Source organism: Aphanothece sacrum FPU1 (assembly GCF_003864295.1).
GTDB classification, from domain to species: domain Bacteria; phylum Cyanobacteriota; class Cyanobacteriia; order Cyanobacteriales; family Microcystaceae; genus Aphanothece_B; species Aphanothece_B sacrum.
Genome location: NZ_BDQK01000016.1, coordinates 111,687 through 125,371, shown reverse-complemented (window position 1 = coordinate 125,371; position 13,685 = coordinate 111,687). Strand labels below are relative to the sequence as shown.

General features: G+C 36.4%; 13 protein-coding genes. 5 read left to right on the top strand and 8 right to left on the bottom strand.

Annotated elements, in window-relative coordinates; genetic code table 11:
* Positions 1-168: 168 nt before the first annotated feature.
* A complete protein-coding gene (locus AsFPU1_RS18655) occupies positions 169-648 on the top strand; it encodes a photosystem I reaction center subunit XI (protein ID WP_124978604.1) in 480 nt (159 codons plus the stop codon).
* Positions 649-698: 50 nt separating this feature from the next.
* On the opposite strand, the gene AsFPU1_RS18650 is transcribed toward AsFPU1_RS18655, so the two are convergent.
* Both AsFPU1_RS18650 and AsFPU1_RS18645 read right to left on the bottom strand, forming a co-directional pair.
* A complete protein-coding gene (locus tag AsFPU1_RS18650) occupies positions 699-2,882 on the bottom strand; it encodes a glycosyltransferase (protein ID WP_124978605.1) in 2,184 nt (727 codons plus the stop codon).
* Between the two features lie 105 nt (positions 2,883-2,987).
* Positions 2,988-3,836, bottom strand: a complete 849-nt coding sequence (locus tag AsFPU1_RS18645) for a DUF547 domain-containing protein (RefSeq protein WP_124978606.1) — start codon at positions 3,834-3,836, stop codon at positions 2,988-2,990.
* Positions 3,837-4,058: 222 nt separating this feature from the next.
* Here AsFPU1_RS18645 and AsFPU1_RS18640 point away from each other — a divergent pair, with 222 nt between their 5' ends.
* The 3 genes from AsFPU1_RS18640 to AsFPU1_RS18630 all read left to right on the top strand — a co-directional run bounded on the left by AsFPU1_RS18640 (position 4,059) and on the right by AsFPU1_RS18630 (position 7,293).
* Complete coding sequence (locus AsFPU1_RS18640; protein WP_124978607.1) at positions 4,059-4,829, top strand: carbonic anhydrase; 771 nt, start codon at positions 4,059-4,061, stop codon at positions 4,827-4,829.
* Positions 4,830-4,902: 73 nt separating this feature from the next.
* The gene (locus tag AsFPU1_RS18635; RefSeq protein ID WP_125061167.1) at positions 4,903-6,312 is read left to right on the top strand and encodes a caspase family protein; all 1,410 of its coding nucleotides are present in this window, start codon (positions 4,903-4,905) and stop codon (positions 6,310-6,312) included.
* Between the two features lie 636 nt (positions 6,313-6,948).
* Positions 6,949-7,293: a cell division protein SepF gene (locus AsFPU1_RS18630; protein ID WP_124978609.1), complete on the top strand. Its 345-nt coding sequence runs from the start codon at positions 6,949-6,951 to the stop codon at positions 7,291-7,293.
* Here the strand turns inward: AsFPU1_RS18630 and AsFPU1_RS18625 are convergent.
* The 6 genes from AsFPU1_RS18625 to AsFPU1_RS18600 form a co-directional block, all read right to left on the bottom strand.
* Positions 7,285-8,505, bottom strand: coding sequence for an ATP phosphoribosyltransferase regulatory subunit (locus tag AsFPU1_RS18625; protein ID WP_124978610.1), 1,221 nt, complete (start codon positions 8,503-8,505; stop codon positions 7,285-7,287). The genes AsFPU1_RS18630 and AsFPU1_RS18625 overlap by 9 nt on opposite strands.
* Before the next feature lie 76 nt (positions 8,506-8,581).
* On the bottom strand, positions 8,582-9,475 hold the full coding sequence (locus AsFPU1_RS18620) for a J domain-containing protein (RefSeq protein WP_124978611.1): 894 nt from the start codon (positions 9,473-9,475) through the stop codon (positions 8,582-8,584).
* A gap of 230 nt (positions 9,476-9,705) precedes the next feature.
* The gene (locus AsFPU1_RS18615) at positions 9,706-10,536 is read right to left on the bottom strand and encodes an inositol monophosphatase family protein (RefSeq protein ID WP_124978612.1); all 831 of its coding nucleotides are present in this window, start codon (positions 10,534-10,536) and stop codon (positions 9,706-9,708) included.
* Positions 10,537-10,567: 31 nt separating this feature from the next.
* Positions 10,568-11,251 (bottom strand): Uma2 family endonuclease, encoded by a 684-nt coding sequence (locus tag AsFPU1_RS18610; protein ID WP_172957597.1) that lies wholly within the window; start codon positions 11,249-11,251, stop codon positions 10,568-10,570.
* A 54-nt stretch (positions 11,252-11,305) separates the two neighbouring features.
* Positions 11,306-11,674 (bottom strand): 2Fe-2S iron-sulfur cluster-binding protein, encoded by a 369-nt coding sequence (locus tag AsFPU1_RS18605; protein WP_124978613.1) that lies wholly within the window; start codon positions 11,672-11,674, stop codon positions 11,306-11,308.
* 11 nt (positions 11,675-11,685) lie between these two features.
* A complete protein-coding gene (locus tag AsFPU1_RS18600) occupies positions 11,686-12,678 on the bottom strand; it encodes a succinate dehydrogenase/fumarate reductase iron-sulfur subunit (RefSeq protein WP_124978614.1) in 993 nt (330 codons plus the stop codon).
* A gap of 434 nt (positions 12,679-13,112) precedes the next feature.
* Between AsFPU1_RS18600 and AsFPU1_RS18595 the strand changes: the two genes are divergently transcribed.
* Positions 13,113-13,508 carry an AbrB family transcriptional regulator gene (locus tag AsFPU1_RS18595; protein ID WP_124978615.1) on the top strand — a complete coding sequence of 132 codons (396 nt, stop codon included), beginning with the start codon at positions 13,113-13,115 and terminating at the stop codon, positions 13,506-13,508.
* Positions 13,509-13,685 lie beyond the last annotated feature (177 nt).

Below are 13,685 nucleotides of genomic sequence, written 5' to 3'. Positions count from 1 at the left end.
CCTCTCTGAAACTGACTTTGTGATCTACTGAGAATGGGATGGTTTTCAAAAATTGATGAGTGATTACAAAAAAGCCGGATTAGAAACAGTACCCCTATCCATTCTCTACACTTGAAAAGTTTTATCATGGGGGTAAATACAGTATCACCACATTTGAAATTCATCACAATGGACATTATTGGACATGGGGGAGATCCTCAAATTGGCAACTTAGCCACTCCTGTTAATTCTTCAGGGTTTACTCTCACTTTCATCAGAAATCTCCCTGCTTACCGTAAAGGTTTATCCCCTAATCGTCGTGGTTTAGAAGTCGGCATGACTCATGGTTATTTCCTCTATGGCCCTTTTGCCCTTTTAGGCCCCTTACGTAACAGCGAATACGCAAGTACCGCCGGACTCTTAGCTTCGGTTGCATTAGTCGCTATTTTAACCATTGCTGTATCAATGTATGCATTTGTTGGTGTGAGCGCACCTACAACAACTTTGACCACTCCTGATGTGCCAGAAGATTTAGGTACTTCTGAAGGTTGGGGAGAGTTTGCCAATGGTTTCTTCATTGGTGGTTGTGGTGGTGCGTTTTTCGCCTATCTCCTCTCTCAAAGCCCTTATATGAGTCTGATACAAGACGTACTTAGCAAAGTCGGTTAAGTATTTCTCTTGGAAAACCATAGCCCACACCTTTTTTCTTGGTGTGGGTTTTATACAACCATCTTTCTCCTCAAAACTATTTTTAACATTAACCACAAGGAATATAATTCTCCTGGATTCTTCTGTAACTCTTTGAATTTCCATCTACCAGGTTGACAATATAAGAGATTAATAAGTTGTCTTTCTTGAGATAAATTTAAATTTAAAAATTGAACCTTTATCTCTATTTCATGATTAACTATTTTTTGCTCAATGATTTGACTCTTTAATCTTAACCTATCTATGTCTAATAAAATAACACCATCTAAAGATACATTATTCGGTAATTTAACAATTGCAGTCTGTTCTGAAATCTCTATCGTTTCTCCTTCTAAGGTTTGAGTTGAATTAATTAACTTAACTTTTTTCTTAATGGGAAAACTTTCAGATAATTGGGGTTGTGGTTTATCCAAAAAAGCACATAAAGCAACTCCTATAATTATTAAATTATAGGTACTCCAATATAAACCTAAATTAATTCCAGTAATCTCAGTTAATGCCTCTTTTAAATTGAAGAATAAACTTATCAAGTTAATGACAAAAAGAAAGATTAAAGGAAAAGCTAATTTCCAATGATAAATGTATCTTTCGCGAGAAATACCTTTAGGAGTTACCGTAAATTTTGTTTCAAAAGGGTTAAGCATAACTTTGAGACTATTTATAGCAACTGGAACACAACTTACTAAACTATATATTTCAGAAAAGAACCAAGAATGAGCATATGAACTCAACCACCTTGATACAGAAATTTGGGTTATACACAAAGGTAAAAATAGATAAATAATTTCAGAACTTGAAGCTTTAAAAAAGATAATACCACAAGAATAATAAAGAAAAGGAATTACTAAAAAAATAGATCGATGAATTACATTTAACCAAAAAATTATACCCTGAAAATTAGCTAATCTTTGTCTGAAATTTAACCCAGCAATAGTAAAAGGATTTTCCTTAATAAATAAAGCTTGTAGAGTTCCTCTACCCCAACGTAATCTTTGAGCAATATAAGATGAAATACTTTCTGCTGCTAAACCAGCACTCAATTTTTCATTAAGATAAATTACCTCATATCCTCTTGCTGATAGACGAATTCCTGTTAAATAATCCTCAGAAATGGACTCAGTAACAAACCCTCCAACTTCCTCTAATAAACTTCGTCTAACCACAAAAGATGTCCCACAACAAACTACACATCCTGCCGCATCGTTGACTAATTCTGTTTGACGATAAAAAACTTCTTCTTCTGCATTAACAATATTATCTAATCCTAAATTACGAGTAATAGGATCAGAATTATAAAAGCTTTGTGGAGTTTGAATTAAAGCAATTTTCTTCTTTTGAAAAAAACCAACTGTTCGCTCAAGAAAATTATTAGTTGGAATAAAATCAGCATCAAATACCGCAATTAAATCTCCTTGAGTTTGAGCAATAGCATGATTTATGTTACCCGCTTTAGCATCTAAATTATCTGGACGGTTAATATAATAACATCCTAATTCTTCGGCTAATTGTTTGATCTCAGTTCGTCTTGTATCATCTAAAATATAAATTTCTTTATTGGCATAATTTAAAGCTTGACAACCGATTACCGTTCGTTTTAAAATAAAATAATGTTCGTTATAAGTGGGAATGAAAATATCAACAGAAGGATGATAACTTCCCTCAATAACTGCTTGACTATAGAGATCTGCTTCTCGTCGTCTTTCTTTTATATTTAGCCTTAAAACTAATTGAATTATGCTGCTGATAATTACTACTAATTCTAGCAAAAATAAACCTAAGCTAAAGATACCATCCACCGGGTTAGATAGATTTAATGTAGACAGCGTTCGCCATAAAAAATAACGAATTATTAATCCTAATAAAATCAAAATAATCACTCCTCGTGACCAATATTTAGGTTGAGGAGATAATTTCATTACCACTTGAGTAATAATAAAAAAGATTAGTGTGGGGAAATATAAAGAAAAAGGATTATTAATAGGTACTTCTATTCCCAAAAGTGGCTGTTCTTGCCAAATATTTAATTGATTAAAAAGTTCAACTATATTTTTTTCACCTAATAACCAAGCTAAAGCGATCGCAGAAAAAAATCCTACAATTCCTAATAAAATCCAAGTCGCCTTATACTTTGGTAAAATAGAGCCATTAGTCAAGGCTTTTTTGATTTTTTTGTAAATTGAATTAGAACTGTCCATAATGCTTGACAAAATTTGAGCTAAAGTTATCCTTTATCGGAAGCCTTTATTCTATTTTACAATAAAAAGACATCTAATGATTATCCTTAATATTTTCCATATATTTTATTGTTTATTTAATGACCAATCATAGTTTAGATAATCAATTCTGTAGTTTCCTTGACGTAAATAAACTTGATTGTCTATAGGTAAATAATTACTTAAAAAGTTTAAAACAGCCCGTTCTGTTTCACTTCCGGTAAATCCCTCTTTAGCAGCATAATTAGCTTTCCAATCATCCCCATACCATTCAAAAATAGACGATAAATAAACCTTACCTTGCTCTTTATCTATGCGGAAACCCTGAGAACTCTTAATAAATTTTTCCACTTGATTATGTAATTGTTGATCAAGTTTTTCAGAGGTATAAGGTTCATTGTGTAGAATAGGACAACTTTTAGCAGCACACACTAAAGCCACGTGAATTCGAGGTTCATTAAACTCTTTGCGGATGGTATCATGTTCAATATTATCGAGAGTTTTTTCTTGTCCAGCAATTTTAAATTTACGCAACTTCCAAACTCCAGGAATATCTCGAATACTACTTTTTATCGGAGTTTGATCAATAATGGATTGTAACGTAAAAGCATTATAAGCATTAATGAGAAAAGCCAGTTTTTCTGACTCATTCCAAGATTCGTAGTTACTTAATGAAACTTCTCCAATTGATTGATTAAACTGATCTAATAAATGGCGATTACTTTGTAATCTTCTGTAGTTAATTAATCCTTGGTTATTAACATACGTTTTTAGGATTATAGCATAATTATTATAATTAAATGTATCATTACTAACTGAAACAGAACTAGCAACGACTGATGAATTATTTCCAGAAGATGAAATAGTAGTGACCCTACAGCCAGATAGTAAGATAAAGACAGATAAAGAGATTAAATAACGATTTAAGGGTTGCATATTTAAAATATTCCTCAATTATCACTCCTCTTTATATTAAATCACTTAAAAATGAAATCTTGTTGAGAGATACCTGAGAGTTAAGGATTCAAGATTAATTTTTATAACTTAAGGGAAACAAAAGTTTAATATTCCATCTATAAATAAACAATTTAAAAGATAAAAAATTATATGGTATTATGAAAATAATAGTATTTGGGAAAAAATCAATAGAGGCTCAAAATGAAACGACGGACTCTAATCACATCTATTCCTATTGGATTAGCAGCAACAACATTCAGCCTAAGCTATCCCTCTTTAATGGCAGCAATTGCTGGAGAAAAACATGCAGAATGGGGCTATAATAATTCGGAACATTGGGGTGATCTTGCTCAAGACTATGCAGCTTGTAAAATCGGTAATGAACAATCTCCCATTGACTTAAGATCAGCTATTAAGTCTGAACTGCAACCAATTGAGATTTCTTATCAGAATATTCCCTTGCGACTAATCAATAATGGTCATACCATTCAAGTTAATAGTAATCCGGGTAATTATCTGATTCTCGATCAGACAAAATTTGAATTATTACAGTTTCATTTTCACCATCCTAGTGAACATACTATAACCGGAGAAAAATATCCGATGGAAATACATTTTGTTCACAAAAATGAGCAAGGGTTATTAGCTGTTGTCGGAGTTTTTCTCAAAGAAGGAGCAGAAAATAAGATCCTAGAACCAATTTGGAAAGCAATGCCAAATCATAAAAGTTCTGAGAAAATTATCAAAGAAGTTGCCTTATCTATGACGGAACTTTTACCCACTAATAGTAATAGTTATCGTTATTTTGGCTCTTTAACTACCCCTCCTTGTTCAGAAATTGTTAATTGGGTAGTTTTTCAAGAACCCATTGAAATTTCTTCAGCACAAATTAATCAATTTCGACAAATTTTTCCATTAAATGCTCGTCCTATTCAACCCCTTAATCGTCGATTTCTTCTAACCTCTATATAACTGGGAACGGGAACTGTGTTTACTGAGTCTCTAGGTATTAAACAGCAGAATCATTGAACAGTAAACAGCAGGAATGGAAAATTTTCGAGCTATAGTTATCGGTATTGATTATTATCTTCATTGTCCCCCCTTAAAAAGTTCTGAAACCAATGCTCAAGCTATCTATCGCTATTTTTTTGAAGACGCTCACATTCCCTCTCATCAATTACAATTATTAACGGATACTTCTCCTTCTCCTGGGAAAAATTCTACTTATCCCAATCAAGAGAATATTCGACAATGGATCAATAATGGATCAATTCCTGTCAAAATGGGTTGGTTTTTCTTTCAAGGGTATGGTATTAATTATCAAGGACAAGACTATTTAATGCCTATTGATGGTCAACTCCAAGCTATTGCTGAAACCGGAATACATCTGCGATCGCTTTTAGAAAGATTACAACGTAGTATACAACAACTAATCATTGTCCTCGATCTTTACCCTATAGTGGGAGATAGTAGATTAGGGGAACAAATCCTTGATTTTGCCCAAAAGAGAGGAATTAAACTGATTTTATACCGTGAACCCTATCAAAATTCCTCTCAAGGGGTTAAATTTACTACAGCCCTATTAGAAGCTCTACGCTACTATGGTCATCATCTCACCTTAAGCGCATTAGAAGCTTATCTCCAGGAAAGATTGCTTGGGGTCAAATCTTCCCATAAACTGGTAGTCATTACACCGACTCCTCAAACCAGTCGTCAACCCCTCATCCCTTCCCCCCCAGTACCAGTTAAACAACGTTCAAGACCTGTTGTCAATAAACCATTAGTCACCCTTCCTACCCTGACTTTACCCCCTTTACCTCAACCGAAAGTTGCTGCTGTTTCCTCACATCATCATCCCATCACCCCATCATCCCATCACCCCATCACCCCATCACCCCATCACCCCACCCCATCACCCCACTCCATCACCCCATCATCTCCTAAACGAAAAGGGTTCTTTTTAGGGGGAGGAATTGTTTTATTAATGGGATTATTTGGGTCATTCTTTCTACTTTTTAATAACTCAAATTTCTGGAATGGTAAGGAAGAAAGTCAGAAAAATAGAGAGATTTTAAATAAGGCTAAAATTACCTTAAGTATTCATCAAGCATCCCGTTTTAGTCAAAGCATTGCCCTTGCTCGTCAAATTTATCCTGATACTCCTTTTTATAATGAAGCGCAAACCAGTATTATCCGGTGGAGTGAAGCTATTTTAGAAATTGCCCAAGGACGAGCAATGAAAGGAGATTTTGAGGGAGCGATTATCGCTGCTCAATTAGTACCTCAAGAACAAAAAACTCTTTATTTGTTAGCTCAAAAATACCTGCAAAATTGGCAAAAACTTAGCCAACAAAAGCAATATAATCAAGTTTTGATTGATGCAGCACTTGGGTTAATTCGACCACAGCAAGGCTTCTTCCTACAATCGAGCAATTACCACCCTTCGTCATATTAATCCAGGGGAACTAGATTATGACATCGCGCAACAATTTATTCAACAGTGGAGTCAACGGATTTATAATTTAGCTAAGATCAGGGGGACTCAAGGACAATTCTCTTTAGCCATTAAAACCGCTCGCTTAGTGCCTCATAATACTATCTCTTATGACCAAGCACAACAAGCGATCGCGAGTTGGCAAAAAAAATTAGATCAATAGAATTAAGTCAAAATGCTCAAAGCTTTAGATTGTCTTAATGATCTTGCCTGAATAATTGTGTTAGACTTCACAAGAGGTCTTTTAGAGTATATTTTTTCTCTAACAATGATGAGATCTCAAAGAATGACACCAATAAAAATTTAAGAGTAAGATCAATCAAATAAATCTTCCTTTGGTTTTACATACACTTTTTATATAGTAAGAAATATGGAGATATTTGATGATAATTTTATTGTCTATATTTGCCTATAAATCTGTCTCTGAGCCGTTTTTCCTAATATTTTATCTCAAGGAGAAGGGATTGAATGATTCAGAAAATGTTATTAATAATACAATATAAACCCGAAAATTCAGTTATTTTAGAGAATAATTTTACTGAATTCGTTTAATTTTATGACAGTTTTTACTAATACATACGATTAAAACACCAGATAATGCAAAACACATCCCGACTCGATTGGTCTGTTCAGGAATTCTCTCAAGCTGAAGTTGTTGTGAAAATAGTCAAAACAGTAGAAGAAACGGGCCAGGCCCTTCAACTGTTACAACAACGCAAGACAGTAATTTTGGTCTTAGACCGTTTAAACGCAGAGCAAGCTCAGCGAGTGGTAGACTGGATGGCAGGGGGAACTTGTGCCATTGACGGACAGACATTTTGGATTGGGGAAAAGACCTTTTTGTTTGTCCCTAATCAAGTAGAAATTAAGTCTAGTCGTTCCGCTCCTGCTCCCGTGTCCCCTTATCTAAAAAATAAACAACCATCCCCATCTTTAAAATAAATTTTCAATAACAACTGTTTCGTCATGGTCAACCCAAGCTAAATTTTTAATCGAACACTCAAGGGCATAATCATGGATTTCTGTTGATGAGCGTCCCCCTAAGTCAATTTCTACCCGTCCTTGGTTGGGAGTATTTCTTAGGGTTTGAGCATGACGTAAGGCCGACCCTTGAGCTTGGGGAGTTCGAGGAATCACTAACCAATCAATAATAGGGGGAGTTTGGGGTAATATTGAGGTCTTCAACAAACCAGCGTGTAATTCCTCCAAATTGAGAGAAAAGCCAATACCAGGGGCAGATTTTCCTTGAGGATGATAAACCCCTAATAATTGGTCGTAACGTCCTCCTTGCCCTAAAACCCGCAGTTGGTTATCCGTTTGACCAATTACCTTAAACACAATTCCCGTATAATAATCAAAGGTTTGAATCAAACTCAAATCTAAGGTCAAGGGTAAAGGAGTCCCAGAACTTTCATTAATCAGGTCTACCAGAGATTTAAGATTAGTTAAACTTTGTTGTCCCCTCTCATCTAGCTCTAAACCCATCACTTTTTCTAGTACATCCGCCGGATTTCCCCGTAAATTAAACAGTAATTTAGCCCTTTGTTGTAAATCTGTAGAATGATAATCTAAATTTTCTAAACTAACATAATCAAGTTGAGCTAAACAGTCTCGCACCTGTTCCCTTAAAGGGTCTGGAAATACTGAAAGTAGCGATCGCGTTAAACCGGCCTCTCCAACCATTAAATGCCACTGAGGAAAGCCTAACTGTTGAAGACATTGAGCAGCTAATAAGAGAATTTCTGCATCAGCTAAAACGCCCCCCACAAACAATAATTCTACCCCGGCCTGATAAAATTCTAATTGTTTGCCATGATAGCCCATAGGCGGATTACGAAAGACATTAGCCCGATAACAAAGACGTTGGGGATGACTATTATCAGCCATACGAGTCACCGCAGCACGGGCGATAGAGGCAGTTAATTCAGGTCTTAAGCCTAATTGTCCAGAAGAGTTATCCTGAAGTTGAATGACTGTAGAAGGTTCAATAGCACCCCCGGCCATGAGAGTATCTAACCATTCAATAGTAGAAGTGACAATGCGTTGATAACCCCATTGGCCAAAGACATCTTGTAGACGATCATTGATCCAGGCTTTTTGAACAACTTCTAGGGGGAGTAAATCTCTGGCCCCTGCGGGTGCTTGATGAATCATAAAAATAGTAAACAGTTATTAGGGCGTTTTGATGTATTAGAATTCGGGTTTGTTGGGTTTCGTTCCTCAACCCAACCTACTTTTTTTTACCGAATAGAGAACCAAATAATCCCCCTCCTTTGTCTTGATCTTTGGGTTTGCTCTTATCGGGAGCAAGTCTATCTAAAGCTTCTTTGGCATTAATCACAATGGGATCTTGAGGACTAACTTTGCGAGCTTTGTTAATATGAACTTTAGCCATAGTTACTTGATTTTCTCGCAAATAAGCTAATCCTAACAACCCATGACAAGTCCCGTTATTAGGTTCTGTTTTGAGAGCTTCTCGTAATTCTGTAATTGCTTGGGAGATATTATTGCGATCGAGATATTCTTGCGCTCGCCGTAAAGCAGTGGCCACAGGAGAAACAGGCGGAGTTTCTGGGGATGGTTTAGGGGGTTGTGGAGGAGGGGTGATTTTTTTAGGTTGGGGTTTTGGTTTAACTTGTGTTCCCTGTTTTAACATTAAATAGACTAAATTTAATTCGCTAATTTGAGCAATTTTAGGAAATAGAGCATCTAAATCTTTGTATTGCTCACTCATTAAGGGTAACATCAGCTTATGATACATCAAATCGATATTATGAACAGACCGAGTGAGTTTCTGCGCTTCTTCGGACGCTAAAGTCATACTACTTAATTCGAGAGCTAAATTTTGCCCCATTTGAGACAAGACTAATAGATATTCTGTGCGGGAACGCTCTTTAGATAGGGTTTCGTAGGCAGGATTGACTAATTTTGATAAAATTTTACTGGCCCGTTGTTTCTCCCGTTCTGTTGTAGCTTTACAGGTATCAGGATGAAGACGATAGGCTATTTTTAGATATCGTTGACGAATTTGCCGAGGTTCAGCATCTAGGGGAACCCCTAAAATAGCAAAATGATCGGCCAAATCGTACTTAAATAGTCCTTGTTGGATTGGAAAAGACGACATAAACTGCCAACCCACCTTTAATTATATCGGTTAGCTAAAAATATTAGCTGTAACGTTTGTCTGGAAATGGGAAATAATTTTTTGAACATTGGCTAAACTAAATTACGCAACATAAGTGGATTATGATTTTTGTTAAATAACCCATCGACTATGTATTTTTACAGGGAAAGGTAACAATGAGAAATCTAGACAATTTAGAGATTCACTGGTAATATTATAACATTTTTACGTTATTTATAGAAGCTTTTGAGCCAAGGTAAGGCCTCATTTAACTCTTGACTAACCTGATGGTGAATAATTCCATTAGTGGCTAAAAGACGACCTGACTCAATACTTAAAGGACTTTCATCATAAGCGGTAATTTTCCCCCCAGCTTCCTCTAAAATAACAATTCCGGCGGCAATATCCCAAGGACTTAACCCCCGTTCCCAGTAACCATCTAACCGTCCACAAGCGACATCGGTTAAATCTAAGGAAGCTGAACCACTACGACGTACACCCTGAGTCAGATGGGTTAGATAACAAAATTCGGGATAATTAGTATCTTTTGTCTCTCGTCGATCATAAGCAAATCCCGTTACCAGTAAGCTTTTGCTTAATTCAGTGGTTTTAGACACGCGAATCGGGCGATAATTAAGAGTAGCACCCAATCCCCTGGCTCCTCGGAATAATTCCCGACGAAAGGGATTATATACTGCCCCGACTAAAGAAACACCTCCTAATAATAATCCCACAGAAACGGCAGACATGGGGTAACTATGAGCATAATTTGTTGTTCCATCTAAGGGATCAATGGCCCATAAATAATCACTTTCGATTGCCCCTAATTTTCCTGATTCTTCAGCTAAAATGCGATGATGGGGAACGCGACGACCTAAAACTTCTAAAATAGCGGTTTCTGCTTTTTTATCCGCTTCCGTGACTAAATCTCCGGGTCTGCCTTTTTCTTCAATCTTTTCTAGTTGACCTAAGAGATCTTGTAAAATGACTCCAGCACTCATGACTGCTTCGGTAGCAATATCTAGAAAAATCTCTCGTTCGTTAAGGGTGGTTTGTTCCATAAAAGTTATCAGTTATTAGTTAAGTTTAGAGTTAATTTGACATTCTTTTAACAAAATTTTTATGTTCTTCTGTCCCAATCCCTTTTTGTAAAACTTCCAAAACTTTGGCTAAATTTCCCGTTAATAAAGAATTAATATCTAACCATAATCCTACATAAACCTCACTTTTTATAATTCCATTTTCATCTGGTTCTAGTTTAGTATATATCCCTTCTTTTAATCTAAACCAATCAAACTCACCATCATATACTCGCCAGACTAAATATTCTTGGACTTGGTTACGACGATAGGCTTTCATTTTATCATTTAAGTCAATAGAAGCCGTACTTGCCGCAATTTCTACAATTAATTCTGGCGTACCTTCTACATAACCTTTTTCATTAATTATAGATTGTCCTCCTTTTTTTATTCTTAGTAAAGCATCAGGTTGAGGTTCATTATCACTGTCTAATATTACTGTACAATTATCACCAGCTTGAACTCCAAAAGTCAGTGCTTCATAAATCCCTAGCCAAGTGGCAATATGAATATGAGGATTTCCATGTTGATTAATTCGTAAGGGAGAACCCATATAAACAATTCCTTCGATTAATTCTGCTTTTTTAATATAAGGCATTTGTTCATAACGGCGTTCAAATTCAAAGCGAGTTAATTTATCACCATTTTCTAAAGGAGGAATGGTTAAATTAGGTTTGACTATGCTCTGTGTCAACATATTTACCTCTATTAATTTGTGGTACAGGTTTCTAGCTCATGATTAACGGTGAATTTAATCATCATCTAAGGGTAAGCCAAATTTAACTTTTCCTCTACCAAAATATCGCCCAAATTGTAGTTCATAGACCTCATCTTCATCTTGAGTTTCTACTTCTAAATCAGACTGAGCATAGCTGACACACAATAAAGCATAACCTTTATCTTTTAATTCGGGAGAAAGTCCCACCGCTTCTGGTTGATAGATATCTCCCGATAAGACCCTCACGGCACAGGTAGTACAAGCTCCATTGCGACAGGAAAAAGGTAAATCATAACCTTGATCTTCTGCACTATGAAGAATGTAGTTATCGTCAGGAACTTCTAAAGTGTAATGTTTTCCCGTTTGACGATGATGGATACGAATTTGATGAAATCGAGTCATAATTATTGATATCAGTCTTTTACAGTTTGCTGATCTTGTATAGCTTCAATGAGCGATCGCACTTCTTGAGTACCTTCGGAAGCTTCAAATGATAGGGGAAATTTACCTTTAACTAACATATTTAATCCCAAAGGAACTAAACTTAATAACCCTTGTAAATCTCGGAAATAATTTCCCACCACGAATAACCCAAATTTACGCTCGTCTACCCAACCCCCTTCTTTAACTAATTCTACCAAGACTTTGCGATGACGAATAGCACGACTATCTTGACCATCTTTGCGTTCTAAAATTTGCTGTTTAATTTGGGTAATTTGATCCATAGGGGCCACTTCCATCGGACAAACTACATTACAAAAATAACATCTGGTACAACCCCAAACTCCTTGAGTCCCTTGACTATAGACTTCTAAACGAGCTTCCTTCTGGGTATCGCGCGAATCTTCTACCATCCGTTGCGCTTTAGCTAAAGCGTGGGGGCCCACAAAATCAGGATTGACCGTCAGGGCATTACATTCAGAATAACAAGCTCCGCACATAATACAATTGCCCGTTTGATCTAAACGCGATCGCTCTTCGGGGCTTTGCAAAAATTCTCTTTCAGGAATGGCCCGTCCTTGGGTACTCACATAAGGATCTACTTGTTGTAATTTATCCCAAAAAGGTGACATATCTACCACTAAATCTTTAATAACTGGTAAATTTCCTAGAGGGGCAATGGTAATTTCTGGAGGGTTGTTTTGACTAGATGCAGGAAACTGTTGTAGTTCATGACCAATATTTTCTTTACACGCTAGGGCAGAACGGCCATTGATTTTCATACTACAACTGCCACAGATAGTATTACGGCAATTTTTGCGGAAGGCCAGACTACCATCTTGTTCCCATTTAATCCGATTAAGACAGTCTAATATAGTATTGCCTGGCTCTACCTCTAAGGTATAACTCTGTAAATACGGGGACTGATTGGACTTTTGTCGCAGAATTTTCAAGACAACTTGCATAAGAGCAATGAGGCTAAATTAGGTTAAAGCTAGGAGTATCAGATCTTTTATAAGTTTAAGACACCTCAACCCAACCTTGAGCTACTGATCTCTTAATACATTCTATAGATTGGAGTTATTAGGGATCTCTTTCGACAGGTGGATTAGTGTAAACTCTCTTTTTATAAGCATTTTAGCCTTGTCAACCCTTAGTTTAGAGGACTTCTTTTTAGACTGAGCGACTCAAATAAAGTGGGTTATTGGAGGTGAAATTATTGGGCAACCTATCAGACGGCATTATTTTTGCCCCAAAAAACCCCTCCCTTCTTGGCTTTATAATTCTTGAAAAATTTTTGCTCTAGTTATGAATTTAATGCTATATTTTTGATAGGATAAATAGCGAAGACTGAAATTAAACAACAGTTGACATAAAATCAAGGAACATTGACAGTATCATGAGTGAACTAAATACCAATCCTTTATCAGGAAAAGCCCTACTTCAAAAAGTAAAAGAGCTATCCCACTTACCCCGCCGAGAAACAGCAAAACGCTGTGGTTTTTATACCATAACAAAAGAAGGTCAAACTCGTGTCAATTTGACGGACTTTTATGATGCAGTTCTAGGCGCGAAAGGAGTTCCTCTCGAACCCGGAACCTCTAAAGATGGTCGTGGCCGAGAACCTACTTTTCGTGTGAGCGTCCACAAGAATGGTCAAATTGTCATCGGTTCCACCTATACTGAGCAGATGGGATTGAAACCAGGAGATGAGTTTGAAATTAAATTAGGTTACAAACACATCCATCTCAAACAGGTTGATATTGATGCCGAAGATGATGAAGAAGCAGCATAAACTCAACCACTAAAAGGGAAAAATAGACCCGTTACAATCCTTTAGGAAGACTCACTAATTCGGTGAAATTAGCCTAATTGATGGAGTCTAGTGCGGGTTTAAATTTCCCCATCTTACCCCATCTCTCCTGAAAATTTCCGGGGCGGTATCTAGCTGTCAAAATGGGTTATCCTCAGA

Coding starts and splice junctions, on each gene's coding strand:
- AsFPU1_RS18655 (WP_124978604.1), top strand. CDS start 169: ATGGACATTATTGGACATGGGGGAGATCCTCAAATTGGCAACTTAGCC.
- AsFPU1_RS18650 (WP_124978605.1), bottom strand. CDS start 2,882: ATGGACAGTTCTAATTCAATTTACAAAAAAATCAAAAAAGCCTTGACT.
- AsFPU1_RS18645 (WP_124978606.1), bottom strand. CDS start 3,836: ATGCAACCCTTAAATCGTTATTTAATCTCTTTATCTGTCTTTATCTTA.
- AsFPU1_RS18640 (WP_124978607.1), top strand. CDS start 4,059: ATGAAACGACGGACTCTAATCACATCTATTCCTATTGGATTAGCAGCA.
- AsFPU1_RS18635 (WP_125061167.1), top strand. CDS start 4,903: ATGGAAAATTTTCGAGCTATAGTTATCGGTATTGATTATTATCTTCAT.
- AsFPU1_RS18630 (WP_124978609.1), top strand. CDS start 6,949: ATGCAAAACACATCCCGACTCGATTGGTCTGTTCAGGAATTCTCTCAA.
- AsFPU1_RS18625 (WP_124978610.1), bottom strand. CDS start 8,505: ATGATTCATCAAGCACCCGCAGGGGCCAGAGATTTACTCCCCCTAGAA.
- AsFPU1_RS18620 (WP_124978611.1), bottom strand. CDS start 9,475: ATGTCGTCTTTTCCAATCCAACAAGGACTATTTAAGTACGATTTGGCC.
- AsFPU1_RS18615 (WP_124978612.1), bottom strand. CDS start 10,536: ATGGAACAAACCACCCTTAACGAACGAGAGATTTTTCTAGATATTGCT.
- AsFPU1_RS18610 (WP_172957597.1), bottom strand. CDS start 11,251: ATGTTGACACAGAGCATAGTCAAACCTAATTTAACCATTCCTCCTTTA.
- AsFPU1_RS18605 (WP_124978613.1), bottom strand. CDS start 11,674: ATGACTCGATTTCATCAAATTCGTATCCATCATCGTCAAACGGGAAAA.
- AsFPU1_RS18600 (WP_124978614.1), bottom strand. CDS start 12,678: ATGCAAGTTGTCTTGAAAATTCTGCGACAAAAGTCCAATCAGTCCCCG.
- AsFPU1_RS18595 (WP_124978615.1), top strand. CDS start 13,113: ATGAGTGAACTAAATACCAATCCTTTATCAGGAAAAGCCCTACTTCAA.